This window comes from Leucobacter sp. OLIS6 (assembly GCF_002752355.1).
Lineage (GTDB): Bacteria > Actinomycetota > Actinomycetes > Actinomycetales > Microbacteriaceae > Leucobacter.
In genome coordinates, this window is the sequence record NZ_MRAV01000018.1 from 20,129 (window position 1) to 44,344 (window position 24,216).

Annotated in this window: 28 protein-coding genes, 1 tRNA gene and 1 other RNA gene; 15 read left to right on the forward strand and 15 right to left on the reverse strand. The window is 69.7% G+C overall.

Annotated elements, in window-relative coordinates; all coding sequences use genetic code 11:
• Positions 1–9 precede the first annotated feature (9 nt).
• From nhaA to BMH31_RS14860, 3 genes are all read left to right on the forward strand, one after another.
• Positions 10–1,218, forward strand: coding sequence for a Na+/H+ antiporter NhaA (gene nhaA / locus BMH31_RS14850; RefSeq protein ID WP_241898326.1), 1,209 nt, complete (start codon positions 10–12; stop codon positions 1,216–1,218).
• Between the two features lie 174 nt (positions 1,219–1,392).
• Positions 1,393–1,465, forward strand: a tRNA-Lys gene (locus BMH31_RS14855).
• Positions 1,466–1,532: 67 nt separating this feature from the next.
• Entirely contained in the window at positions 1,533–2,339 is an 807-nt protein-coding gene (locus tag BMH31_RS14860) for an inositol monophosphatase family protein (protein WP_099722600.1), read from the forward strand.
• A gap of 7 nt (positions 2,340–2,346) precedes the next feature.
• Here the strand turns inward: BMH31_RS14860 and BMH31_RS14865 are convergent, their stop codons facing one another.
• A complete protein-coding gene (locus BMH31_RS14865) occupies positions 2,347–2,823 on the reverse strand; it encodes a MarR family transcriptional regulator (RefSeq protein ID WP_241898322.1) in 477 nt (158 codons plus the stop codon).
• Positions 2,824–2,987: 164 nt separating this feature from the next.
• On the opposite strand from BMH31_RS14865, the gene BMH31_RS14870 reads away from it, so the two are divergent.
• Positions 2,988–3,383: a DUF3054 domain-containing protein gene (locus BMH31_RS14870; RefSeq protein ID WP_099722601.1), complete on the forward strand. Its 396-nt coding sequence runs from the start codon at positions 2,988–2,990 to the stop codon at positions 3,381–3,383.
• Here the strand turns inward: BMH31_RS14870 and BMH31_RS14875 are convergent.
• The 4 genes from BMH31_RS14875 to BMH31_RS14890 form a co-directional block, all read right to left on the reverse strand.
• Entirely contained in the window at positions 3,380–4,723 is a 1,344-nt protein-coding gene (locus BMH31_RS14875) for an acyltransferase family protein (protein WP_158234921.1), read from the reverse strand. The two genes, BMH31_RS14870 and BMH31_RS14875, sit on opposite strands and share 4 nt — an antisense overlap.
• 180 nt (positions 4,724–4,903) lie before the next feature.
• The gene (locus tag BMH31_RS14880; protein ID WP_099722603.1) at positions 4,904–5,368 is read right to left on the reverse strand and encodes a hypothetical protein; all 465 of its coding nucleotides are present in this window, start codon (positions 5,366–5,368) and stop codon (positions 4,904–4,906) included.
• A 172-nt stretch (positions 5,369–5,540) separates the two neighbouring features.
• The gene (locus BMH31_RS14885; protein ID WP_099722604.1) at positions 5,541–6,374 is read right to left on the reverse strand and encodes an aldo/keto reductase; all 834 of its coding nucleotides are present in this window, start codon (positions 6,372–6,374) and stop codon (positions 5,541–5,543) included.
• Between the two features lie 67 nt (positions 6,375–6,441).
• Complete coding sequence (locus BMH31_RS14890; RefSeq protein WP_099722605.1) at positions 6,442–7,653, reverse strand: MFS transporter; 1,212 nt, start codon at positions 7,651–7,653, stop codon at positions 6,442–6,444.
• Positions 7,654–7,788: 135 nt separating this feature from the next.
• Between BMH31_RS14890 and BMH31_RS14895 the strand changes: the two genes are divergently transcribed.
• Positions 7,789–8,244, forward strand: coding sequence for a MarR family transcriptional regulator (locus BMH31_RS14895; protein WP_099722606.1), 456 nt, complete (start codon positions 7,789–7,791; stop codon positions 8,242–8,244).
• Between the two features lie 93 nt (positions 8,245–8,337).
• On the opposite strand, the gene BMH31_RS14900 is transcribed toward BMH31_RS14895, so the two are convergent.
• Together BMH31_RS14900 and BMH31_RS14905 are read right to left on the reverse strand one after the other, a co-directional pair.
• Positions 8,338–8,943 carry a DUF305 domain-containing protein gene (locus BMH31_RS14900; RefSeq protein ID WP_099722607.1) on the reverse strand — a complete coding sequence of 202 codons (606 nt, stop codon included), beginning with the start codon at positions 8,941–8,943 and terminating at the stop codon, positions 8,338–8,340.
• A 106-nt stretch (positions 8,944–9,049) separates the two neighbouring features.
• On the reverse strand, positions 9,050–9,484 hold the full coding sequence (locus tag BMH31_RS14905) for a DUF6153 family protein (protein WP_143469909.1): 435 nt from the start codon (positions 9,482–9,484) through the stop codon (positions 9,050–9,052).
• A gap of 128 nt (positions 9,485–9,612) precedes the next feature.
• Here BMH31_RS14905 and BMH31_RS14910 point away from each other — a divergent pair, with 128 nt between their 5' ends.
• The 5 genes from BMH31_RS14910 to BMH31_RS14930 all read left to right on the forward strand — a co-directional run bounded on the left by BMH31_RS14910 (position 9,613) and on the right by BMH31_RS14930 (position 11,706).
• Positions 9,613–10,032, forward strand: a complete 420-nt coding sequence (locus tag BMH31_RS14910) for an SRPBCC family protein (RefSeq protein ID WP_099722609.1) — start codon at positions 9,613–9,615, stop codon at positions 10,030–10,032.
• Positions 10,029–10,439, forward strand: a complete 411-nt coding sequence (locus BMH31_RS14915; protein WP_099722610.1) for an EVE domain-containing protein — start codon at positions 10,029–10,031, stop codon at positions 10,437–10,439. Before BMH31_RS14910 ends, BMH31_RS14915 begins: the two co-directional genes overlap by 4 nt.
• A complete protein-coding gene (locus BMH31_RS14920) occupies positions 10,436–10,891 on the forward strand; it encodes a MarR family transcriptional regulator (protein WP_241898323.1) in 456 nt (151 codons plus the stop codon). The genes BMH31_RS14915 and BMH31_RS14920 overlap by 4 nt, the downstream gene beginning before the upstream one ends.
• A 73-nt stretch (positions 10,892–10,964) precedes the next feature.
• Positions 10,965–11,420: a hypothetical protein gene (locus BMH31_RS14925; RefSeq protein WP_099722611.1), complete on the forward strand. Its 456-nt coding sequence runs from the start codon at positions 10,965–10,967 to the stop codon at positions 11,418–11,420.
• A 58-nt stretch (positions 11,421–11,478) separates the two neighbouring features.
• Entirely contained in the window at positions 11,479–11,706 is a 228-nt protein-coding gene (locus BMH31_RS14930; protein WP_099722612.1) for a DUF1653 domain-containing protein, read from the forward strand.
• A gap of 30 nt (positions 11,707–11,736) precedes the next feature.
• Here BMH31_RS14930 and BMH31_RS14935 read toward each other — a convergent pair whose 3' ends face one another.
• Positions 11,737–12,141 carry a nuclear transport factor 2 family protein gene (locus BMH31_RS14935; RefSeq protein WP_099722613.1) on the reverse strand — a complete coding sequence of 135 codons (405 nt, stop codon included), beginning with the start codon at positions 12,139–12,141 and terminating at the stop codon, positions 11,737–11,739.
• Positions 12,132–12,938 carry an MBL fold metallo-hydrolase gene (locus BMH31_RS14940; RefSeq protein ID WP_099722614.1) on the reverse strand — a complete coding sequence of 269 codons (807 nt, stop codon included), beginning with the start codon at positions 12,936–12,938 and terminating at the stop codon, positions 12,132–12,134. Before BMH31_RS14940 ends, BMH31_RS14935 begins: the two co-directional genes overlap by 10 nt.
• Positions 12,939–13,056: 118 nt before the next feature.
• Between BMH31_RS14940 and BMH31_RS14945 the strand changes: the two genes are divergently transcribed.
• Positions 13,057–13,950, forward strand: coding sequence for a helix-turn-helix transcriptional regulator (locus BMH31_RS14945; protein ID WP_099722615.1), 894 nt, complete (start codon positions 13,057–13,059; stop codon positions 13,948–13,950).
• A 120-nt stretch (positions 13,951–14,070) separates the two neighbouring features.
• On the opposite strand, the gene BMH31_RS14950 is transcribed toward BMH31_RS14945, so the two are convergent.
• Positions 14,071–15,609 (reverse strand): VaFE repeat-containing surface-anchored protein, encoded by a 1,539-nt coding sequence (locus tag BMH31_RS14950; RefSeq protein WP_099722616.1) that lies wholly within the window; start codon positions 15,607–15,609, stop codon positions 14,071–14,073.
• 235 nt (positions 15,610–15,844) lie between these two features.
• Between BMH31_RS14950 and BMH31_RS14955 the strand changes: the two genes are divergently transcribed.
• Positions 15,845–16,177: a nuclear transport factor 2 family protein gene (locus BMH31_RS14955; protein WP_099722617.1), complete on the forward strand. Its 333-nt coding sequence runs from the start codon at positions 15,845–15,847 to the stop codon at positions 16,175–16,177.
• A gap of 67 nt (positions 16,178–16,244) precedes the next feature.
• Here the strand turns inward: BMH31_RS14955 and BMH31_RS14960 are convergent, their stop codons facing one another.
• Entirely contained in the window at positions 16,245–16,820 is a 576-nt protein-coding gene (locus tag BMH31_RS14960; RefSeq protein ID WP_099722618.1) for a VanZ family protein, read from the reverse strand.
• Between the two features lie 192 nt (positions 16,821–17,012).
• On the opposite strand from BMH31_RS14960, the gene BMH31_RS14965 reads away from it, so the two are divergent.
• Positions 17,013–18,380 (forward strand): bifunctional phosphatase PAP2/diacylglycerol kinase family protein, encoded by a 1,368-nt coding sequence (locus BMH31_RS14965; RefSeq protein ID WP_199068113.1) that lies wholly within the window; start codon positions 17,013–17,015, stop codon positions 18,378–18,380.
• Positions 18,381–18,472: 92 nt separating this feature from the next.
• Here the strand turns inward: BMH31_RS14965 and ssrA are convergent.
• Positions 18,473–18,845: a transfer-messenger RNA gene (gene ssrA / locus BMH31_RS14970) on the reverse strand.
• Between the two features lie 99 nt (positions 18,846–18,944).
• Positions 18,945–19,580 carry a TetR/AcrR family transcriptional regulator gene (locus BMH31_RS14975; RefSeq protein ID WP_099722620.1) on the reverse strand — a complete coding sequence of 212 codons (636 nt, stop codon included), beginning with the start codon at positions 19,578–19,580 and terminating at the stop codon, positions 18,945–18,947.
• Between the two features lie 114 nt (positions 19,581–19,694).
• Here BMH31_RS14975 and BMH31_RS14980 point away from each other — a divergent pair, with 114 nt between their 5' ends.
• Positions 19,695–21,134: a cytosine permease gene (locus BMH31_RS14980; RefSeq protein WP_241898324.1), complete on the forward strand. Its 1,440-nt coding sequence runs from the start codon at positions 19,695–19,697 to the stop codon at positions 21,132–21,134.
• Positions 21,131–22,300 carry a serine hydrolase gene (locus tag BMH31_RS14985; protein WP_099722622.1) on the forward strand — a complete coding sequence of 390 codons (1,170 nt, stop codon included), beginning with the start codon at positions 21,131–21,133 and terminating at the stop codon, positions 22,298–22,300. The genes BMH31_RS14980 and BMH31_RS14985 overlap by 4 nt, the downstream gene beginning before the upstream one ends.
• Before the next feature lie 147 nt (positions 22,301–22,447).
• Here the strand turns inward: BMH31_RS14985 and smpB are convergent, their stop codons facing one another.
• Both smpB and ugpC read right to left on the reverse strand, forming a co-directional pair.
• On the reverse strand, positions 22,448–22,924 hold the full coding sequence (gene smpB / locus BMH31_RS14990) for an SsrA-binding protein SmpB (RefSeq protein ID WP_046454198.1): 477 nt from the start codon (positions 22,922–22,924) through the stop codon (positions 22,448–22,450).
• 180 nt (positions 22,925–23,104) lie between these two features.
• Positions 23,105–24,208 carry a sn-glycerol-3-phosphate ABC transporter ATP-binding protein UgpC gene (ugpC, locus tag BMH31_RS14995; RefSeq protein WP_099722623.1) on the reverse strand — a complete coding sequence of 368 codons (1,104 nt, stop codon included), beginning with the start codon at positions 24,206–24,208 and terminating at the stop codon, positions 23,105–23,107.
• Positions 24,209–24,216 lie beyond the last annotated feature (8 nt).

Sequence of the window (24,216 nt, forward strand, 5' to 3'; positions counted from 1 at the left end):
CCGCGCCGCATTCTCTCGCTGACCAGCCGTCGCGAAACGACCCGCGTCGCACGCGTTCTGCGCGCCGAGCTCGTCGGCGGCATCCTGCTGATCATCGCCGCGGTGATCGGTTTCGCCGCGGCGAACAGCCCCCTCTCCCCCGCCTACGAGGCGCTGCGCGACTTCAGGATCGGGCCCGAGGCCCTGCACCTCGACCTCTCGCTCGGCACCTGGGCGGCCGACGGACTGCTCGCGATCTTCTTCTTCCTCACCGGTCTCGAGCTGAAGCGCGAGTTCGTCGCCGGCGAGCTCAGCCGGTTCCGGACCGCGATCGTGCCCGTCACCGCCGCGTTCGGCGGAGTGGCCGTTCCCGCGCTGCTGTTCGTCGCATTCACCGCAGGGTCGCCCGAGATGCACGGCTGGGCGATCCCCACCGCCACGGACATCGCGTTCGCGGTCACGGTGCTCGGCCTCATCGCCCCGGGCGTCCCGCCCGCGCTCCGCATGTTCCTGCTCACGCTCGCCGTGGTGGACGACCTGATCGCGATCTCGGTCATCGCCGTCTTCTACTCGAGCGGCATCGACTTCCTCATGCTCGGACTCGCCGTGATCCCCTTCGCCGCGTTCGCCTTCCTCGCGCATCGCTTTCCCGCGCGGTTCGCGACCTCCGGCTGGGCTCCGTGGCTGATCCTGCTGCCCATCGGCATCGTGGTCTGGGCGCTCGTGCACGCGTCCGGGATCCACGCCACCATCGCCGGTGTCGCACTCGCGTTCGCGATCCCGGTCGAGGGACGCGGCGGGACCGCGCTCGCCGAGACCTTCGAGCACCGCTTCCGTCCGCTCTCCAGCGGCTTCGCGGTGCCCGTCTTCGCGTTCTTCGCGGCCGGCGTGGCGATCAGCGGCACGAGCGGCTTCCCCTTCAGCCCCGTCGCGCTCGGCATCATCGTCGGCCTCGTCGTCGGCAAACCGCTCGGCATCGCGCTGACCACCTGGATCCTGACCAAGTGGACCCGGGCCGAGCTCGATCCCGCGATCCGCTGGCGCGAACTCATCGGCGTCGCCGCGCTCGCCGGCATCGGCTTCACGGTCTCACTCCTCGTCACCGAGCTCAGCTTCGATCACCCCGAGACGGCCGACCTCGCCCGGCTCGCGGTGATGGCGGCGTCGCTGCTGGCCCCCGTCGTCGCCGCGTGCTTCCTGGTCCGCCCGAAGCGCCGCGCGGTCGTCGCGCCGCGCTGACGCACGGGGCGGGCCCGGGCGGCCGTCCCACCCGGGCCCGCCACGAGATCCGCGTGATTCCGCGGCAACACTCCCGGAATCCACGCAGAAGCCACCTCGATTTCACCTGACCCCGAGAACCGTGTTATTGTTTTCTCCGTTGCCCAGCGAGGGAAAACCTCGCAGAAGCGACATGCGCCTTTAGCTCAGTTGGTAGAGCAGCTGACTCTTAATCAGCGGGTCCACGGTTCGAGCCCGTGAGGGCGCACGGATTGGCCCGGAACCTCACGGTTCCGGGCCTTTGTCGTTCCCGCCCCACGCGATCGGAGCCGTCGATGTCCCAGTTGCCCCCCTCCCCGTCCGAGGATCTCGCCTTCGCTCTGGAGCTCGCGGAGCTCGCGGACTCGATCTCGCTGCCCCGCTTCCGCGCGGCCGACCTGACGATCGAGACGAAGCCCGACCGCACCTTCGTCACCGACGCCGACCGCGCCGTCGAAGAGGCGCTGCGTGCGCGCATCGAGGCCGAGCGCCCGGAAGACAGCTTCTTCGGCGAGGAATCCGGCCGCGCCGAGCGCGGCGAGCGGCGCTGGATCCTCGACCCGATCGACGGCACCTCCAACTTCCTGCGGGGCGTTCCCAACTGGGCGACCCTGATCGGCCTCGAGATCGCCGGAGAGGTGCGTGTGGGCATCGTCTCGGCGCCCGCGTTCGGCACCCGCTGGTGGGCCGAGACCGGCAGCGGCGCCTGGAAGGCGGAGGGCGAGGCGGAACCGCGTCGCCTGCACGTCTCGGGCGTCTCGGAGCTCGAGCACGCGTCGCTCAGCTTCCAGAGCATCGAGCAGTGGGATCTCGCCGGGTATCTCGAGCCGCTGATCGCACTGAGCCGGGCGGTGTGGCGCGACCGCGCGTACGGCGACATGTGGTCGTACATGCTGCTCGCCGAGGGACTCGTCGACATCGTCGCCGAGTTCGACGTGAAGCCCTACGACCTGGCCGCGCTCGTTCCGATCGTGCGCGAGGCCGGTGGCCGTTTCACCGACATCGACGGTGCCGAGTCCGCGTGGAACGGCAGCTCGCTCGCGACGAACGGCGCGCTGCACGATGCCGTGCGCGGCGCGATCGACGCGGCGAAGCGCGGCTGAACCGGGGTCAGCCCCGCATCTGACGACGGTCGGGATCGACCGCGTCGAGGATTCGGCCGAGCTGGGCCGAGAGGGTCGCGATGTCCTCGCGATCGAGCGACGCGAACACCAGGCGCCGCACCTCGCGCACGTGCCCGGGAGCGTGCTCCGTGAGGTGCGCGTAGCCGTGGTCGGTCAGCACGACGTTGGTGGCGCGTCCGTCGTTCGGGTAGGCCTCGCGGCGCACCCAGCCCTGCTTCTCGAGCCGGGTGACGACGTGCGAGAGACGCGAGAGCGACGCGTTGGTATGGAATGCCAGGTCGCTCATGAGCCGAGTGCGGTCCGGAGCCTCCGACAGCATCGCGAGCACATGGTAGTCGAAGAACGAGACGCTCGCGTCGCGCTTGAGCTGCGCCTCGACGGCGCTCGGGAGCAGCATGGTGAGGCTCACCAGCCGGAGCCAGAGATCCCGCTCCTCATCGTCGAGCCAGAGCTGATCTTGCACGTGTAGTCCCGCTGTCCTTCCGTATGGAACGGTGGGCCAAAGACGCTCCGAGACAGGAATCGGACCGAGTCCAACATCTCGGAACCGCCCCCCGCCAGTTCACCTCTCTATTATGCACGTCCGCCACGCAGAAACGGCCCCGCGCAGCCGATATGCTTCGACATATGAGCTCCGAGCAGACGTCGCGCACCGTGTTTCCCGCCATCGTCGCCGACCTCTGCTGCGTCATGCTCTTCGCCGCCATCGGGCGATCGAGCCACGGCGAGGACGTGAGCCCCGCCGGCGTCTTCATCACCGCTTGGCCGTTCCTGGTCGGCCTCGCCGTCGCATGGATCGCGGCGCTCGCCTGGCGCGCGCCGCTCCGTCCGCTCCGCAGCGGCGTCCCGATCTGGATCGGCACCGTCGCCCTCGGCATGCTGGTGCGCTGGGCGACCGGGGCCGGCACGGCGCTCGCGTTCGTGATCGTCGCGACGGTCGCGCTCGGCGTCCTGCTGGTCGGCTGGCGCGGCATCGGCCGCGGCGTCGCGGCCATCCGTGCGCGCCGCGCCGCGCGCGCCTAACCCCGGGCCTGCACCCTGCGCGGAGCACCGAAACCGCCGGTGAAGCCGAGCGCGAGCGCCGTGGCGATCAACGCGACCGTCGCGAGCGCGGCGTCGATCCCGTAGGCCGTGATCGCCAGCACCGGCAGGACGAAGAGCACCACCGCTACCGGGGTCGCCGCAGGGAACGCCGGGCGGCCCAGCGGAGGCGTGCGTTCGAAGCGCACGAGCCAGAGCGACAATGCCCAGACCGCGGCGAGCACCAGCAGCAGGAACGGGACGCGGGTCCACCACCAGGCGACGCTGCCGGGCATCGGCATGGGGATCGGCAGCACCAGTTGGATCCCGATGAGGATCATGATGACCGGCAGGTGCCAGAGGTAGACGGTCATCAGCCGGGAGCCGATCAGCAGAACGGCCCCCTGCGCCGCGCGCGTCCGCATGAGCGCGGTGAGCGGCGCTTTGAGCAGCGTCAGCGTCGCCGCCTGCACCACGGCGAGCAGCGCGAGCGGCACGGTCGGGGGCCACTGGTTCGCGAGCATGTTCCACGAGTAGCCGCCGAGCGAGACGAGCCCCCAGATCGCGAGGTACCCGGCGGCGATCAGTCCGAGCAGCTGCCAGACGCGTCGACGCGCGAACCAGCCGTCGAACAGGAAGAACCCGATCTGCTGGGCGAACAGCCAGACGAAGAGCACGTTCGGCAGTCCGAAGAGCTCCTGACCGATCACGAAGCCCTGGGGATCGACGTGCGGGAGGCCGAGGAGCTCCCCCGCGACGAGGAATCGCAGCGTGTCGGTCGCGACCGCTCCGGCGAGCAGCACCGCGGGAACGCCCCAGCCGAAGCGGTGATGCAGCCGGATCATGCGGGGCGCCAGCGCCTGCGCCAGCAGGTACGCGGCCAGGAACCAGAGCGGGGACCCGACTCCGATGGCGACGGTGTCGACCAGCACCGGGTCGATGTCGAGCAGCGCGGCGGCGCCCAGCACGGCCGCGAAGAACACGAATACGGCGAGCGCCGGGCGGGCGAGGCGGGCGAGGCGCAGCCGGACGAAGCCGTCCGCTGTCTCGCCCCGGCGCTGCGCCGAGTTCCATCCCGCCCGCGCCGCGAACCCGCCCACGACGAAGAACAGCGGCATGATGTCGGCGATCCACGAGGCGGCGTTGAACCAGGTCTCGCCTTCGACCGTTCGTTCGATGAGCAGGGATCCGTCTGAGCCGCGTCCGACACCCGTGAAGAGGATGTGCACGAACACGACGAGCACGACGCAGGCGACCCGCGTCAGATCCAGCGTGAGATCGCGCCCCTCGGGGACGCTGCGCTGCGGTCTCGTACCGACGCCGGCATGGGCTTCACTGCTCATGCCCCGAGGATATGCGCTCCCGCGCATTCGCCGGGCATATGCCGCCCGAGCTGCGCCGCGCGGATGCGGAGAGCCCCCGAATGAACGCGTGTACACGAAAAGAGGGCCCTTTTCGTGTACACGCGTTCACTCGACCGCGGCGGCGGGATCAGGTGCAGGCAAGAGCGGAGGCCCCGCGGATCAGCGCCGGAGGTCCTTCGGCAGCTTGGCTTCGCACACCACCGGTTTGCCGGTGCTCGCCGTGCTCGAGGCGAGCTCGCGACCGCCGTCGACCAGGATCCGGCACTTCGCTGTGGCGCCGGGCACGGGGGTGGCCGCGACCCGGGCGGTGCGCCCGGAGCGTACGAGCGCGTCGGCGGACCAGTCCATGCGGTTCTGCCCGCTGCGCGTGGTGATGCTCGAGATGTGCTTGGTGTCGCGCCCGCGCGTGGGGGCGTCGAGGTACGAGAGGTTGGTGACGCCGAGCGATCCGACCCCCGCGCTCTTGCCCGAGACCGAGACCTCATAGGTCACGCGCCGCAGCTGCGCGTCGAGTTCTCCCAGCGTGCCGCGCAGCACGGCGCAACCGGTCAGTGCGGGAGCGATCAGCGCCGCCGCGACGGTTGCCCCGAGCACACGGACGACGGTCATCGATCTCAGCTGCATGATCCCATGATCCCTGATACCGGGATACCGCGCGTCATCCCGAGGTACCGATTTGTCCCGAAACGAGCGACTCGTGGCTCATTCTCCAGACGGACAGCCGCGCGGAGCCGATGCTGAGCGACCGCTGGATCCGCGGCGATTCGCGGATCCAGCGGTCTCGATTCGCCCGCGCTCAGCCGTTGAACTCGGCGGGGTGCGGACCGGTGCGGCCGTCGCGCTCGAGACCGTCGATCGCCGCCAGCTCTGCGTCGGCGAGCTCGAAATCGAAGACGTCGAGGTTCGCGGCGATGCGCGCGGGGGTGACCGACTTCGGGATCACGATGCGCCCCTGCTGGAGGTGCCAGCGCAGCACCACCTGGGCCGGGGTCTTCCCGTGGCGCTCGGCGATCGCGATCACGGACTCCTCGCCGAGAACCGCACCCTGCGCGAGCGGGCTCCACGCCTCCGTAGCGATCCCGAGGCGTCGGTTCGCCTCGGCCGTCTCCCGGTTCTGCAGGGCCGGGTGCAGTTCGACCTGGTTCACGGCGGGCACCAGATCGCTCGCCTCGGCGAGCCGGTCGAGGTGCGCCGGCAGGAAGTTCGACACGCCGACGGCGCGCACGCGACCGTCGGATGCGAGCTGCGCGAGCGCTCGCCAGGCGTCGAGGTAGCGGTCGCTCGCCGGCGCCGGCCAGTGGATGAGGAACAGGTCGAGCGTTTCGAGGCCGAGCCGTTCGAGCGACGCTTCGTAGCCGCGCATCGCGGAATCGTAGTCGAGCGAGTCGATCCAGAGCTTCGAGGTCACGAAGAGCTCGTCGCGCGGGATCCCCGACTCGGCGATGGCGCGACCCACGCCCGCCTCGTTGCCGTAGATCGCCGCGGTGTCGATGCTCCGGTACCCGGCATCCAGCGCGGCCGAGACCGCCGCCGTGGTCTCGGCGTCGGGCACCTGGAAGACGCCGAAGCCGAGCTGCGGCATCTCGAGGCCGTTGTTGAGGGTGATGGTGGGAACGGTCGGTGCGGTCATGAGATCTCCTGTGGGATTCGAGTGGTGGATGGGAGGAACGGGGTGTCGGGCGGAACGGCCCGAGGCGTCACCGGGCGGCGGCGCTCAGGGCCGACGGCTGCAGCTGCGGATTCGCGACCGCGGATTCCCGGCTGGGGCGCTTCGCCGCGAACGCCGCGAACGCCATGACGAGGAGCGCGGCCACCGTGATCGCGGCGCCGATCCAGATGGGAGCGGTGTAGCCGAGCCCCGCGGCGATGCCGACTCCGCCGGCCCATGCGCCGAGGGCGTTGCCCACGTTGAACGCACCGATGTTCGCACCGGAGGCCAGCGTCGGGGCCCCGCCCGCGTACTGCATGATGCGGCTCTGGAGCCCGGGGACGGTGCCGAAGCCGAAGCCGCCCATGAGGAAGAGGATGACGATGGTCGCGGGCTGGGAGAAGGCGAGCAGGCCGAAGGCGACCAGCACGACGACGAGCGCGGCGATGAACCCGAGCAGCGTGCCGTCGATCGATCGGTCGGCGAGATGCCCGCCGAGCCAGTTGCCGACCACGAGCCCCGCGCCGAACAGCACGAGCAGCCACGGCACCGATGCGCTGGCGAAACCGGCGACATCCGTCAGCGTGTACGCGATGTAGGTGAAGGCACCGAACATGCCGCCGTAGGCGAGCACGGTGACGGCGAGCGAGAGCCAGACCTGGGCCGACCGGAACGCCCGCAGCTCCGAGCGGAGCCGCACGGGCTCCCCCGCGCTCTTCGGTGCCGGGACGAGCGCCGCGATGCCCACGAGCGCGACGATACCGATCGCCGAGATCGCCCAGAAGGTGGATCGCCAACCGAACTGCTGCCCGAGGAACGTGCCGAACGGCACCCCGAGCACGTTGGCGGCGGTGAGGCCCGTGAACATGATCGCGATCGCACCAGCCTTCTTCTCGGGGGCCACGAGCTCGGCCGCGACGACGGACCCGATGCCGAAGAACGCCCCGTGGTTGAGCGCGGCGATGATGCGGCCCAGCATGGCGACGCCGTAGTCGGGTGCCGCAGCGGTGAGCGCGTTCCCGATGATGAAGAGCACGACGAGCCCGATGAGCACGGCCTTGCGCGGCAGCCGGGTGGTCGCAGCGGTGATGCCGAGCGCACCGACGACGACGCTGAGCGCGTAGCCCGAGATGAGCCAGCCGGCCGTCGCCTCGCTGACGCCGAAGTCGCGGGCGACGTCGGGCAGCAGGCCCATGATCACGAACTCGGTGAGTCCGATGCCGAACGCCCCGATAGCGAGGGCGATGAGTCCGAGTGGCATGTGTGCGCTCCCCCGGATCCCTCGCGGTTCGCGGAGGATCCTGATAAAGTAGTTGCAGACGCGGGATGTTGCGTCGATGAACACAATCATTGCATACGCAATTAATCCGCGCAAGCAACTACCTTTGGAGGACCCATGGGCATCGCCGACGACGCCGTCGAGATCCGCGCCCGCGGCTGGCGCACCCTCGCCGCCATGCACGGCCTCATCGAGGCCGAGCTCGAGCGCACGCTGAGCGCATCAGTCGAGCTGTCGGTCGTCGAGTACACCGTGCTCGACGCGCTGAGCCGGCAGGACGGGTGGCACATGCGCATGCAGCAGCTGGCGCGCGCCGCGGCGCTCAGCCCGAGCGCCACCACGCGCCTGGTGACCCGCCTCGAGGACCGCGGCCTGCTCACCCGGATCCTCTGCGCCGACGATCGCCGGGGCATCTACACCGAGCTCACCCCCGCCGGCCGCCGGCTCTACGAACGCGCGCACCCCGTGCACGACGAGGCGCTCGAGCGGGTGCTCGCCGAGGCGGACGCACGACCGGAACTCGCTCCGCTCGTGCGGGCACTGCAGGATCTGGAAGCCCCGGCGACGGTCTAGGGGACGCGCGCAGCCGGCTCGGTCACCCGCGATCACCCGGCCCACTGGCGCGGCGGTGCCGGGCGCGGTTCCCCACGCCCGGCACCGGCTCCGCTACCGCAGCTCGGCGAGCATCTCGCGCATCTCCGCGATCTCGCCGCTCTGATCGTCGATCACGGACCGGGCGAGCCGCTGTACATCGACGTTCGCGCCATCGGCGACCTCCGGCTTCGCCATCTCGACCGCGCCCTCGTGGTGCTCGATCATCTGCTCCAGGAAGAGCGTCGAGCTCGTCGCGCCGTCGGCCGAACGGAGCCGCCCGAGCTGCTCCGCCGACAGCATGCCGTTCATGGCGTGACCTCCGTGCTCGGACGAGGAACCGGCATCGGCCATCCCCCAGTCGGACAGCCAACCCTTCAGCTGCGTGATCTCCGGACCCTGCGCGGCCTTGATCCGCTTCGCGAGGTCACGAACGCCCGGGTCCAGCTCGGGTTTGGCCAGCACGATGTCGCTCATCTCGATCGCCTGCTGGTGGTGTCCGATCATCATCGAGACGAACATCGTGTCTGCCTCGTTGACATCGGCGGGGAGCGATGCGCTCGCGCTCGGCTTCGGCGACGGTTCGCCCGCCGGTTGGGTCGAGCAGCCGGCGACCGTGAGGGATCCAGCGATCGCTACGCCGGCGAGGAGCGCGGTGAGCGCAGGTGTGTTCTTGGTCATGGTGGGTCTCCTGAGTGCGCGGGCGCGCAGGCGCCCGCTGAAATGGGTTCGTTCGGATACGGCTGAGCGATCCGGGCGCAACAGAGCACCTCGGATCCGAGGCCGCTCAGGTCCGACTGATCCCGAGCAGGAGGGGTGTGGGCGGATCGGGGATGCGCGGCGCGAGTCGAGGAAGCAATCTGCGGCGGACGCTCCCCCGCGCAAGCGCGGGAATGCGCAGTACGGAACGCCGTCGCAGTCGCACGGCGAAGGCGACGAGCAGCAGCGCCAGCACGCACATCATCACCATGCCAGCGGCGTCGCTCATCCCGTCCGCGCCGTGCATGCCGCTCGATGCCGCAGCACCGTCGACGGAGACGACCTCGGCGTGGGGCGCCATGCCCGAGGCGGCGTGCGCCGCAGCGGAGGTGCCGTGCAGCTCGAGCACGTGCATGCCCAGCAGGCCGACGAGCACGGTCGTGACGACCACGAACGCGAGGACCGCGCGTCGGAGCGGCCGCGGCCCGACGGCCGCGGCGCCGACGGCACCGATTCCATGCATGCCGCACAGCATAGGGGGTGCCGGTGAGCCTCCACTGATCCCCTCGGCACAGGGCTCCAGAGACCCGACGCGAACGCTCCGAGAAGGGAGGGCTTGCCCATCAGATAATAAGCACGCATACTAAACACATGCCGATCCTCAGCTCCCACCGTGCGCGAACCGACCACCCCGAGAAGTCCGTGTTCGCGCGATGGGCGGACCCCAATTCCTGGCCCGCATGGGATCCGGACGTGCGCGAGGTCGCCTTCACCGACCGGGTCCGCGTCGGCGCCACCGGACGCATGCGGCCGGCCAGCGGCCCCGCGACCTCCTTCACCATCACCGAGTTCGTCGAGGATCGTCGCTTCACCAACGTCTCGCGCATGCCGGGCGCGGCACTCACCTTCGATCACCGCGTCGAACCGGCGGGCGACGGGGCGACCCTGTCGGTGGAGATCCGCATCGACGGCCCGCTCGCGCCGCTCTGGCGGCTCGCGATCGGGCGCGGGTTCGCGGACGCGGCGCACACCAACATCGACGGCCTCCTCGCGAACCTGGACGCCGCATGAACCGCGGCTGGCTCGGCGTCGTCGCCGCGGACCATGTGGCCCGCGGTGCCGACCTCGGCATCGCGCAGATCAACCACGGCAACCGCACGGCGCTCGCGCGCATGCACGCCGGCGACACGCTCGTCTACTACTCTCCGACCCGCTCCCGCGGCGACGGCATCGCCTACCGCTGCTTCACCGCGATCGGCACGCTGCCGGACGACGAGATCTGGCAGGCCGACGAGGGCTCGTTCCACCCGTACCGCCGCCGCTTCGACGTCCTCTCGACGACGCACGTGCCGCTGGAACGGGTGCGGGACTCGCTGCGACTCACCGCGGACCCGCACTGGGGCTACCGGCTCCGCCTCGGACTCGTGCCGCTCGAACCCGAGGACCTCGACACCCTGCGGGAGGCGATGACCGCGTGAGCCGACTCGACTCCGACTACCCGCACGCCAGCCAGAGCCCCGGACTCATGCTCTGGCGGGTCACCAACGCGTGGCAGCGGGCGATCCGATCCGCCCTCTCCCCCTTCGACCTCACGCACGTCCAGTTCGTGCTGCTCGCAGCGCTCGCCCACGCGGATCCGGACGAACCGATGACGCAGCGCGACCTCGCCGATGCCGCCTCCACCGACCCGATGATGACCTCGCAGGTGGTTCGCGCGCTCGAACGGAACGGCCTGGTCGCCCGCGGAGCGCACCCGCAGGATCGCCGCGCGGTGACGGTGACCCCGACACCTGCGGGACTCGCGATCGTCAACCGGGCCGTGCGGGCCGTCGAACAGACGGATCGCGCGTACTTCGCGGCGCTCGGCGCGGAGCAGGACCGCTTCACGCGGATGCTCGGCCTCCTGGAACGGAACCGCGGGCACGACTGACGGCACCCCGGTACCTTCTCGTCCGACCTGGGTCCGATGCGGCACGCCGGAGTCACCCGGGAGGATCGGAAGCATGAAGACCACCGCCTCTCGAATCCGCCCGTTCGCCCTCACCGTCGGCGCCGCCGCCCTTCTGCTCCCGCTGACCGGCTGCAGCGTCATCGATGCGATCGGCAAGTCCTCGCAGGACGCCTGGCAGCTGAACTACGAGGTGACCACCGACGGAAGCGCGTCGGCGACGCTCACCGACGTCTCGTACCTCGACACCAGCGGCCGCCTCGAAGAAGCTGCGATGAAGCGCGTCGGCACGGTCGAGACCTCCGCCGGAGCCGGGGGCGCCCCCTCGAAGTGGAAGGCGGATTCGATCGTGGTCGTCGGCAAGCAGACCCGCATCTCCGCGACCCCTCCGGCCGGCGTGCGCGCCACCTGCCGGATCCTGCTCGATGATTCGAAGGAGATCGCCACGGCGACCTCGGATCCCGGCAAGCCGGTGACGTGCGAGGCGAAGGCCCCCGAGTTCCCGAAGTAGCGCCCGGCAACCGTCGGATGCCGGAAGCGGTCATGGTCGCAGCGGATATGCTGCGACCATGACCGTTTCCGTTTCCTCCGACGTCGAGCCCGGCATCTACCAGCATTTCAAGGGCCGACGGTACGAAGTGATCGGCACGGGCCGGCACTCCGAGACCGAGGAGTCGCTCGTCTTCTACCGCAAGCTCTACGACGACTACAGCTTCTGGGTGCGCCCCGTCGCGATGTTCGTCGAGCAGGTGGATCGCGACGGGTACCGCGGACCCCGCTTCGCCCGAATCGCGTAGCCGCGCGGCATCACGCGGTCCCGCCGCGGTTCAGGCCATCGCGTCGCGCACCAGCGCGGTGTCGACGAACTGCTCGAAGCGCACGATGAGGCCGCCGCGGACGACGAAGTGGTGGACGACCCGCACGTTCAGGTCCTTGCCGGTCGCATTGTTCCGGGCCGTGTAGCGCGCCAGCACGACGACGTTCTCGCCGTCGACGACGTAGGAGTCGTCGTGCGCGGTCCAACCCGTCCAGTCGCGGCCCAGCACCTCCATCACGTTCGAGGTGACGCCCTCGGGCGTGCGGTAGGTTCCGGCGAGCGGGAACCCGGCCATCTCGGTCCACTCCACGTCGGGCGCGAGGGTGGCACGCAGCGCCGCGAGATCGCCCGCCGCCGATGCGAGGTACTGCCTGCGGACGACGTCTGCCGGTTCGTTCGACTCGTTCAGCCCCACGACATCTCCCCCTTCGCGACCTTGGTACCGAGCGATGCGGCGATCTGGAGCCCGGCGTCGGGGTACTCGGCGAGCAGGGTCCGCTCGGCCGCCGCGGCGTCGACGGACTCGGCGATGACCTCCTCGAAGCGCTGCAGGTAGGCGCGGGTGTGCTCGATCGCGGTGCGATCGGTCGGAGCGCCGGTGATGCGATGGCCCGCGACGACGAATGCCGGATCGAGCGCGTCGAAGCCGTCGAGCGCACGGAGCCAGGCGCGGCGCGCCTCGGGGGTCGCGGTGTCGGCGGTCCAGACATGCAGGCCCTCGAACAGCAGAATCCCGCCGAAGAGAGCGCGCTGCGCCGCGTCGAACACGAACCAGCGGCGATCCCCGAGATCGTCGCCGGCGCTGCGCAGCTCGATGCTGCGGTCGCCGACGGCGATCTCGCCGCCGTCGAAGGCTTCCAGCTCGACGAGACGGGTGGGCAGGTTCGCGCCGAGGTGCGCCCAGGCCTGCAGCTTCCCGTCGTAGCTGTGCCGGATGTGCTCGATCACGTCGCTCGGGGCGATGAATCGGGCCTCGGGGAACGTGTCCGCGATGACCTCGGCGCCGAAGTAAAAATCGGGATCGCCGCCGGTCACGAGGACGGTGGTCAGGGTCTTGCCGGCGTCGAGGATCGCGGCGGCGATCCGGTGCCCGTCGGCGCGGGTGAAACCGGCGTCGACGAGCACCGCGTCGGTCTCGCCGGTGACGAGCACGCTCGTCTTGTGCAGTGAGGACGCCGGCGCGTCCAGGACGGTGATGGTGAGATCGGTCATGTCTTCTCTCCGTGGATCGGTGTGCGAGCGGTGGTCGACCGCGAGTCACTCGGTGATTCCGCGGCCATGAGGTAAAACTATGCTCATGGAGCGCGAAGATCACGGTTCGGCAGGGACAATGAATGGTGAAAATCAGACATCGCCCGTCAGGCGGGTGCGCTACAACCCGGCCGGGGCCGCGCGCCTCCCGATCGAGATCACCACGATCGACCGGATCAGACGGCGCGGCGGCCTCGCCGAGTTCGCGGCCCCGCAGCGCCCCGACTTCGAGCTCCTGCTCGCGATCGAGCACGGGAGCACGACGCACGAAGTCGACTTCACGCGCTACGACGTCTCCGCGGGCGACGTGCTCTGGGTGCACTCCGGGCAGGTCCAGCTGTGGGGGGACGTGCGTCAGCTGGAGGGAATCGCGGTCATCTTCAGTCCTGACGCGCTGCCGGCCGACGTGGTCGCGCTGCTGCGCACGTTCGGAGCATTCGCGCGGAATCATTGGGCTGACGCCGCCGCTCCGGGCGGTCCTCTGCTCAGCGCGCTGACCGCCCTCGCCGCGATCACCGCGGACTCGTCCGGATCCGGCGACCGGGCCGCCCGGGCGCAGGCGCACGATCACGCTGCGACGCACGCCGCGGCAGCGGCGCTGCTCCTGCTCGCAGACACCGCCGAGTCGGACGCGTCGACGGTCGAGGTGGAGCTGCCGGAAGCGTTCCACTGGTTCTTCGACGAGATCGAGCGCAGCTTCGCCGAGCATCGCACGGCCGCCTGGTACGCCCGGCGTCTCGGGTACTCGGAGCGCACGCTCAACCGCCTGGCCCGTGCGCACGCGGGGCTCAGCGCGAAGGAACTGATCGACCGCCGTGTCGTGCTGGAGGCGAAGCGCCTGCTCGCCCACGAACAGACGCCGATCGCCGCGATCGGGGCCCGGCTCGGCTTCGACGACCCGGCGAACTTCTCGAAGTACTTCAAGCACCGCGTGGGAATCGCACCGGGCGCGTTCCGCGACGCGCAGCGGTGAGTTCCGGGGCGCCGGACGATCTTCGAGTCCCGGATCCGGACGCGAGCGGGCCCCGATCCAGAGGATCGGGGCCCGCTCGGTTCCATCTCGCGACCGCGTTCGATCCGCGGCCGTCCCGGGCTATTCCGCCTCGACGGCTGCGGCCCGTCGGCGACGCGCGAGCACCAGGGCGGTCGCCCCCGCGATCAGCCCGAGCAGTGCGACTCCCGCCAGCATCGCCGGCTGCGCCGCGGAGCCGGTGGTCGCGAGCGTTCCGCCCGGCGTGGTCGGCGTCCCAGGTGCGGTCGTCGATCCCGGCGTGGTCGGCGTCGTCTGCGCCGGCTTCTTCGCGACGACGACCGTCTGCGCCGCATCATCGATATCCTCATGCGTCGCCACCGGAGTACCCGACGCCGACTCACCGCGATACAGCTTCTCGAACGCCACCAGCGTCTGCCCGTCGAAACCGGCCGGCACCACGAACGTCACCTCGACACTGCCGTTCGCCGCCGTCGGCGTGAACGTCCTCGACCCGGTGATGCTCGTCGCCGAACCATCAGACTTGCGCATCAGCTCACCCGACACCGTGTACTGCTGACCCGGCACCAGATTCTTGTAGGCGATCGTGTCGACCACCGTGCCGCCCGTGAACACGAGGTTGTGATCCCCGTCCGCCTGATCCAGCAGCGTCGTGCTGATCGCGGGGACGGTCCAGCTCGCATCCGCCGTGGCCGAAGTGGTCGCCCCGCCCGGAACGACGAGCACGAGACTCTGGCCGTGGCTTCCGGCGGTCGCCGTGCCGCCGATGGTCTTCGGCGAGGTGATGATGTGCCCCGTGCCCGACGCGCCCGCGACCGTCGCGGTGATCGTGGTCGACCCGGCTGCCGTCACGTTCCGCAGATCCAGGTAGACCTGCTGCCCGTCGACCACATTGCCCGCGTCGATGGCGTTGCCGCTCGCGTCGACGATCGTCGCGCCGCCGCTCGCGGTGACCGCCGCCGTCGCCTGGTTGGTCTGCACGGTGAAGGGCCCCGAGATGCCGCCGGCCGGGAAGGTTCCCGACGCCGGGGTCACCGACACGGTGATGGGCGCATCGACGGGTGCACCGGAGCTCGCGTTCGCTCCGTTCACCAGGTACCAGTAGGCCGCCTTCGAGTCATCGCTGTTCCACTGCCAGGCCGCGTCGAAGGTGAGATCGGTGTAGCGCCAGATCGCGTACTGGGTCGCTTCGGTCGCATCGAAGAGCGAGATGCTCGGAAGCCCCGCCGCCTGGGCGAGCTCTTCGAGGCTCAGCGCGGGGTAGCTGTGCTGCAGCACCCAGTTCACCTTGCCCTGGATCGCGGGATCCGTGTAGTGGTTGGCTCCGAGGTAGCTGGACGGATCCCCCACGACCCCGTTCTGCAGCGGCACGGCGCTGATGTCGTGCTCGATGCAGTAGGCGTAGAAGTCCGGTGTACCGGGATTCTTCGGGTCGGCGGGCGTCTGCAGGTGGATACCGTGGAACGCGGTGCCGCCCGACCCCGGAACGGTCTTGCCGACCCAGACCGACTGTCCGTTCGTGATCGTCGCCGCGTTCGCCGCGGTCGCGACCGAGGGAACGAGCAGTGCAATGGCGGCGAGCAGTGCGACCGCCCACCAGCGCCTGCGCGGTTCCGTCGCCTTGGAGGTTCCAGATGCCATGAAGCGTCCTCGCTTTCCTGTTCGGTGCTCATTGCGCGTCTCGTCGTACCGACGGCGCAGCTCGAATGCGCAGTTACGACACGCGAAAACATAGCTCCGATGCGAAGGTCCGGGTAGCCGAAGCACGGACACCGCTCCGCAGCAGTCGATTTTGACCCCCGGAGAGGGGTCAAAAGGCCCGACCTCCCACCTGGTGCGGTGGTGCTCCTCCAGGTGCTGCGCCTACGATCGTCGCATGACCGCCTCCACTCCCCCCGCTCCCGTTCAGGCCTTCGTCGATGCCATCAACGCGGCGGACGCCGACGCGTTCGTCGCGGCATTCACCGAGGACGGCTTCGTCGACGACTGGGGACGCGTGCTCCGAGGCCCGGACGGGGTGCGCAGCTGGGCGGCGAGCGATGCCATCGGTGCCGGCGCACGCATGACCGTGCTCGAGTCCACGACCGACGGTGAGACCACCGAACTGCGCTTCTCGTGGGAGAGCCGCGTCTTCACCGGCGTCAGCACCGCAATCGCCACTACGCGCGGCGACCTGCTCGAGTCGTTCAGGATCCTTCCCAGCCACTGAACGCAGGAGGATGGCCCGCTCGCCAGGAGGTGCGGGGTCGATCGACCGAGCCGGAACGGGTCCGAGCTCAGAGCGGCGCGACCGGCAGCCCGTCGCCGTCCGCCCAGCGGAACCGCTCCAGGATCCGGTCGCTCCCGGGCAGCCGGCCGAACAGCGCGAGGAATCCGAACCCGATGACCCCGCCCAGGGTGTTGAAGATCAGGTCGTTGACGTCGGCGACATGGCCGCCGCCCGCGAAGTCCTGGGCGGCGAGCTGCGTCAGTTCGATCGCGAGGCTCACTCCGACGACCGCGCTCAGCACCCTCCACCAGACCGGCCGCCGAAGCACCAGCGGGATCAGCACTCCGAGCGGCATGAAGACGATGACGTTCATCAGCGCGTCCTCGACCTCGTAGTCGACGAGCGGGGTGAGCACGACGCCGGACCACCAGGGTCCCGGCGGGGCCGGAGCGCGCAGGAACACGGGAAAGACGGTGTTCGCGACGATGCCCGCGACATAGACCCCGAGCGCCGCCGCCACCGCTGCACGCGGCAGCGAGAGCATCTGCTTCGCGCGCAGACGCCAGCAGAGCAGCACGAAGACGACGATACCCAACGGGATCACGATCGGCAGTACCGGTATCTCGCCGAAGGGGTCGTTCATGGCGGCCCAGTCTAGCGGGCCCGCCGTCACCGGGCGTTGCTAACGTAGGGGCGGAGGTGCGCATTGGCGAGAAGGCAGAACCGAGGTCCGGTACGGCGCGCCGGTTCGGAGACCCGCGCGCAGATCCACGCACTGGACCGCGCGATCTACTCCGCAGTGGCGTCCACTCCCAGCCCCGTGCTGGATCGTTGGATGCCGAAGCTCACGAACGCCGCGGACCACTCCGTGCTGTGGCTCGCGATCGCGGGCGGTCTCGCCCTCACCGGTCGCGGCCGTGTGCGCCGCGCCGCCCTGCGCGGTGTCGTCACGCTCGGGGCGACGAGCCTGATCGCGAACCAGCTCGCCAAGCGTCTGCACCACCGCGAGCGGCCCTTGCGAGATGCCGTTCCCCTCGGTCGGCGTTCCCTGCGCAGTCCTCGCTCGTCCTCGTTCCCGAGCGGACACTCGGCGAGCGCTGCCGCGTTCGCGGCCGGTGTCTCGTCCGAGGTGCCGGCGCTCGGCGTGCCGCTGCAGGTCCTGGCCGGCCTCGTGGGATTCTCCCGCGTGGCGACGGGGGCCCACTATCCCTCCGACGTGGCCGCAGGCTTCGTCCTCGGCGGCTCGATCGCAGCGATCGGACGTCGCCTCGTACCGCCCGTGCCGGCTCCCCAACCTTCGCGGCCGATCGAATTCGATCGGATCAAGCCACGGCGGACGGGCGAAGGCGTGCTCCTCGTGGTCAACCCTGCCTCGCACAGCGGCCGCGGCGCCGAACTTGCGAACAGCGCTCGGCGGAAGCTTCCCGACATGCGGGTCGTGGAACTCGCGCAGGACGACGATGTCGAGGCGGTCATGGCCGCCGCTGCGAAGGAGGCGGAGGTCCTCGCGGTCGCCGGCGGCGACGGGACGGTCCGCTCGGCGGCGCATGCGGCGATCGAACGCGGCATTCCGCTCGCGGTCTTCCCCGCAGGCACCTTCAACCACTTCGCCCGGGCCATCGGAACCTCCTCGGCGGGTCGGACCGTGCAGGCCATCCAGCGAGGCAGCGTCGGCAAGGTCGATGTGGCCTATGTGAACGACGAGATCTTCTTGAACACGGCGAGCGTCGGCGCCTACACGGATTTCGTGCGCATCCGGGAGCGACTCGAAAAGCGGATCGGGAAGCCCCTCGCCGCACTCGTGGCGGCCTGGCGTCTGCTCTCGAAGGACCGTTCGGTCGCCGTCACGGTCGACGGACGCACGCGTGAGTCGAGCCTGCTGTTCCTCGGCAACGGCCAGTACCAGCCGCAGGGCTTCGCCCCGAGCACTCGAGCGGACCTGCAGGACGGTCTGCTGGATCTCCGCATCCTCGATGTCTCGAGCAAGTGGTCCCGGGTCGTGGTGCTGTTGGCCACGCTCACCGGCCAGCTCGGGCGAGTGAAGCAGTACCACGAGGTCTCGGCTCCCGAACTCCGGATCTCACTGCCGAACGGCCCCGCGCGCGTCGCTCGGGACGGAGAAGTGGGCGAGCTCGCCGAAGTACTCAGGGCGCGATCCAGCCGCCGTGCGCTCACCGTGTACCGTGCCCGCGCCAGAGGCTGAGAACGGAGCGTCCGTCAGCCCCAGAAAGTCGCAGAGGCCGCCCTTTCGGACGGCCTCTGCGGTGACGATTCGTGCGCGTGATGCTCATGCCGCTGTGGAGCCGCGGGGAATCGAACCCCGGTCCACTTCGACGATTCCGTGCCTTCTACGAGCGTAGTTCGTGAAAACGTTCTGCTCGGCCCCGTTCTTTGCCACGAACAGCTAGTACGACAGGCCCAGTCTCAGAAAAAGTCCCGATGCGCCCTGAGACGCGACGCATCAGCAAGCCCCCTAGATGACGCCAGGAAACCGGGGCGGAGGCCCACCCGACCTGACGGACTCGGTCTTACTGCTTAGGCAGCGAGAGCGAAGTCGGTGCGCTTAGCGTTGGCACCTATGGTTTGCGAAGGGCGTTTACGAGATAACTCCGCGTCCTCGGCCCGCTTCTCACGGTCTCAAATCGACGTGTCGAAACCGATCGGCCCCGTGTGCGGTCTTCCGACCACCGGGGCGGCACATCACGCGCTGTGGAATTGTCAAACTCCGGCAGAACCGGAACCTCGATTCTAGCACCGCGGGCTGCGGTCACGCCAGGCGCGCCACCGCCGCGTCGAGCTCCGCGCGCTCGAAGCCGAGCGACCATGCGACGACGTCGCTCACGAACCCGGTGAAGGCCTCGCCGACGAACGGCCCCCGGTCGTTGACGTATCCGCCGAAGCCGTCGATCGCCATGAAGATGCGAATGCACGCGGTCAGCGGGTCCGGAGCCACGAAGGTGCCCTCCGCGATCCCCTGGTCGATGAGGGCGATGAGCTCGTCGCGGTCGAGCGATTCCTGCGCATCGACCGCGCGAGCCAGCGGCTCGCTGAAACGCGAGAGATGCCGCGCGTTGAGCCAGAGTCGCGCGAGGTCGTCGGCGCTCCGGCTCTCGATGCGGTGCACGATCCCGGCGATCCGTTCCAGGGCGGTTCCGCTTCCCTCGAACATCTCTTCCCGCTCCCCCGCGATGGCGAGTTCGAAGGCGGCGATCACCAGGTCCTCCGCGGCAGGGAAATAGTGGCTGATCAGCCCCGGACGCACCTCGAGTCGCTCGGCCACGGCGCGGAGGGTGATGCGCTCGAGCCCGTCCTCGAGGGCGATCGTTGCCGCAGTGGAGAGGATCTCGGCACGGCGCTCCTCGGGCTCCTTCCGCACGCGTCCGCGCGTTCCACTTGACACCATGCCCGTCATCATATTGGAATAGTGACCAACAGCCCATTGGCCCCATGACCAATAGCACTGCCGCTCGTTCTGGACCACGCGATGCTGCCTGGGCTGCTGCCGAGAGGAACCCGAGTGACGAAGCCGTCCGCCCCCGCCCCAGACGACACGTTCGTCGACACCGCCAGCCAGCCCGAAACCCGAGGGATCGAGCTCATCGCACCCTCCGAGCGGCACGGCAAAGCCCGCGAGCTGTTCGCCGTCTGGGCCGCGCCCAACGTGAGCGTGCTCAACTTCACCATGGGCGCCACGCTCACCCTCGTGCTCGGTCTCGAGGTCTGGCAGGCGCTCCTCGTGATCCTCGCTTCCTGCCTGCTCTGGGTCCTGCCCGGCATCGTCGCCGTCAGCGGCCCCGCGGCCGGCACCTCCGGATCGGTCATCACCCGGGCCATCTACGGCATCCGCGGGAACCGGATCGTAATCGCCTTCTACGGCTGGTTCATCTCGGGCGTCTTCCTCGCCCTCAACTGGGTCGCCTCCACATTCATGGGCGTGGAGCTGCTGCGCCGCATGGGCCTCGACAACGAGCCGCTCGCGATCATCGGCGTGACCGTCGTCGTCTCGGCGATCACGGTACTCGTCGCCGTCTACGGGCACGCGCTGATCCTGCGCGCGTACACCGTCGTCACGACCGTCCTGCTCGTGATCTTCCTCGTCGTCACCGGATTCCTGCTTCCCCACATCGACTGGGGCTTCACCCAGCCCGAGCCCCTCGGCGGGCACGATCTCTGGGTGTCGCTCTGCGTCGGCTTCGCGATCCTGGCGTCCACCCCGCTCTCCTACTCCAACAGCGCCGATCTGGCGCGCTACCTTCCCGCCGAGACGAAGCCCGCGAGCATCATCGCCGCGACGGCGCTCGGCGGCGCGATCCCCTGCTTCCTCTTCACCGGCTTCGGCGCCCTGCTCGGCACCGCCGTCACCGCGGACGCGCTCGATCTCGGCATCGAGTACTCGCTGCTCGATATGATCCCCGGCTGGCTCGGGCCGATCTTCGTGCTCGGCGTCGTCGTCAACACCATCGCACTCAACGGCATGACCACCTACACCTCGAGCATGGTCTTCCAGTCGATCGGCGTGCCCATCAAGCGCATCCCGTCGGCGATCCTCATCGGCGTCCTCGGCACAGTTTTCACCATCGTGCTCGCCATGTCGACCTCGCTCATCTCGGCGGTCAACCTGCTGCTGCAGTTCCTGCTCATCATCTCGGTGCCGACGATGGCGGTCTACGTCGCCGACATCCTCCTGCGCAAGCGCCGCTACGACGCCTTCGAGCTGTTCGAGGAGTCGAAGAGCGGCGCCTACTGGTTCGCGAACGGCTTCGGTGTCGCCGGACTGCTCTCGGCCGTCGTCGGCGGTGTCGCGACCGCGCTGTTCCTCTCGACCGACATCTGGGTTGGCCCGCTCGCCGAGGCCGCCGGCGGACTCGACCTCTCGGTGCCAGTCGGCCTCCTCGTCTCGGCCGGCCTCTACGTCCTGCTCGCCCGCCCCGCGATCCGCAAGGAGGTCGCCGCGTGAGCACGGACACCGGCCCCCACCCCGCCCGCTACCCGGGCGCACCAGCGGGTCAGCCGACCCTCGAGTCCTGGCAGGAGGCGCCGCACAATCGCTGGGCGTTCGCGAACCTCGCCGAGATGCTGCCCGTCGCAACCGTCTCGCGTCGCTGGCCCGCCACACCGGCCGAGGCCACCGCGCGTCTCGAGGCCCTCGTGAGCCGCGTCGACACGCTCGAGGATCGCCTCGAGCGCACCTACACCGACGCGCTCCTCGTGCTCCGCGGCGCCGACGTCGTCGCCGAGTACCATCGGCCCGGGTTCGCGCCCGACCAGCGCCACCTCCTCATGAGCGTGTCGAAGTCGCTCTGCAGCACCGTCGTCGGCGCGCTCATCGGCGCCGGACGGATCGATCCCGCGGCGGCGATCACCGACTACATCCCGGAGCTCACCGGATCCGTCTACGACGGCCCCACTGTGCAGCGCGCGCTCGACATGGAGATCGCGATCGACTACAGCGAGAACTACGTCGATCCCGACTCCGAGGTGCAGACGCACGACCGCGCCGCCGGCTGGCGCCCCGCGAAGCCCGGGGACCCGGCGGACGACTACGCGTTCCTCGCCGCCCTGCGCGGAAGCGGGTCTGTCGGCGAGTTCCAGTACTGCTCGGCGAACACCGACGTGCTCGCCTGGATCGTCGAGCGCGTCACCGGCTCGCGCTACTCCGACGCGCTCTCCGAGCACCTCTGGTCGAAGCTCGACGCGGACCGCGACGCCACGATCACGGTCGACTCGACCGGCTTCGGATTCGCGAACGCGGCGATCTCGTGCACGGCGCGCGACCTCGCACGCGTCGGACGCGTGATCCTCGACGGCGGCATGGCGCCCGGAGGGCGCGTCGTCCCCGAGGAGTGGACCCGCGGCGTGCTCGCCGGCGGCTCCACCGAGGCCATGACCTACGCGGGGTTCACGGCCGAATTCCCGAACGGCAGCTACACCCGCCAGTGGTGGTGCACCGGCAACGAGCGCGGCAACGTGAGCGGGATCGGGATCCACGGCCAGAACCTCTGGCTCGACCCGCAGACGGACTCGGTGATCGTGAAACTGTCGAGCTGGCCGGAACCGCTCTCCGACGAGCTCGACTCGCTGCAGAACGCGCTGCTGCTCGACATCAGTCGCGCGCTCGACTGACCGGGACCGGTCGGCGGGAGGCGGCGCGCAACTCCGTTCGCGAGCCTGGCGGGTCTGGCGGGAGCGGCCAGCGCGAAGCGCCGGACGCGGATGGATCGGCGCGCGAACGGAGTTGCGCGCCGCCTCCCGCCAATCGCTGAGACGCCCCTACTCGCCGAGATGCTTGCGCGCGGAGATCGCGCGATCCGCCTCGCGGCGGTCCTGACGTTCGCGCAGCGTCTGCCGCTTGTCGTACTCGCGCTTGCCCTTGGCGAGCGCGATCTCGACCTTGGCGCGGCCGTCGAGGAAGTAGAGGCGCAGCGGCACGATGGTCATGCCGCCCTCGCGCGTCTTCTGGTACAGCTTGTCGATCTGCTGGCGGTGCAGCAGCAGCTTGCGCTTGCGCCGCGGAGCGTGGTTGGTCCACGAACCGTTGAGGTACTCGGGAATGTAGGCGGCGTCGAGCCAGGCCTCGCCGTGCTCGATGAACACGTAGCCGTCGACGAGGGACGCACGCCCCATGCGCAGCGATTTGACCTCGCTGCCGGTGAGCACCATGCCCGCCTCGTACGTGTCGATGATGAGGTACTCGTGCCGAGCCTTCTTGTTCGACGCGATCAGCTTCTCGCCGGTTTCCTTCGGCATGGCACTCCCCCTTCTTCGAGCGTTCCCGTGAGCGGACCGAACCTCCATCCTAGCGTGCGGCGTCGCCCGTCGTCTCGCCCGCGGGCGACGATTCTCGCGATTCGCGGTATTCCCCGGAGCGCGAACGCGCGAACGCCCCCGGCCGCGCTGCGGTCGGGAGCGTTCGTCGCTGCGTTCGGGTCAGGCTTCGCGCGATTCGGGGGTGCCGATGCGCTCGCCGGTCGCGACGTCGAAGAGGTGCACGCGGGCCACATCGGGCACCGCGGTGACGCGCTCCCCCGCGTTGGCGTGCGCACGCCCGTCGACGCGCACGACCAGGTCGGTCTGCGCGCCAGCGATCTCGCTGCGGCCGTAGAGGTAACCGTCGGCGCCGAGCTCCTCGACGAGGTTCACGTCGATCTCGAGGCCCGCGGCACCGGGCTCGCCCTGCGAGAGGTCCTCGGGACGGATGCCGACGGTGACCGTGCCGCCGGTGATCGCTGCCGCGACCTCGGGGGCGAGCGGGATCGTCGCGGATCCGAGCACGAGGCCCGCCGCCGTCACCTCGGCGGTGAACAGGTTCATGGCCGGACTGCCGATGAAGCCCGCGACGAAGACGTTGCGGGGGCGGTCGAGCAGCTCGCGCGGCGTGCCGACCTGCTGGAGCACGCCGAGCTTCATCACCGCGATGCGATCGCCCATGGTGAGCGCCTCGGTCTGGTCGTGGGTCACGTAGACGGTCGTGACGCCGAGCTCGCGCTGCAGCGACGCGATGCGGGTTCGGGTCTGCACGCGCAGCTTCGCGTCGAGGTTCGACAGCGGCTCGTCCATGAGGAAGACGCGGGGCTCGCGGACGATCGCGCGCCCCATCGCGACGCGCTGGCGCTGGCCGCCGGAGAGCGCTTTCGGCTTGCGCGAGAGGTACTCGGTGAGGTCGAGCTGCTCGGCGACCTCTTCGACGCGACGCTGGCGCTCGGCCTTGTCGACACCGGCGATCTTGAGCGCGAAGCCCATGTTCTCGGCGACGGTCATGTGCGGGTACAGCGCGTAGTTCTGGAAGACCATCGCGATGTCACGATCCTTGGGCGAGACATGGGTCATGTCCTCGCCCCCGATCATGATGCGACCACCGGTCACCTCTTCGAGGCCGGCCAGCATGCGCAGCGCGGTGGACTTGCCGCAGCCGGAGGGGCCGACGAGGACGAGGAACTCGCCGTCCTCGATGTGGAGGTTGAGGTCGGATACCGCCGGTCGGTCGGTTCCCGGGTACTGCAGGGTGATGTTGTCGTAGACGACGCTCGCCATCGAGGTTT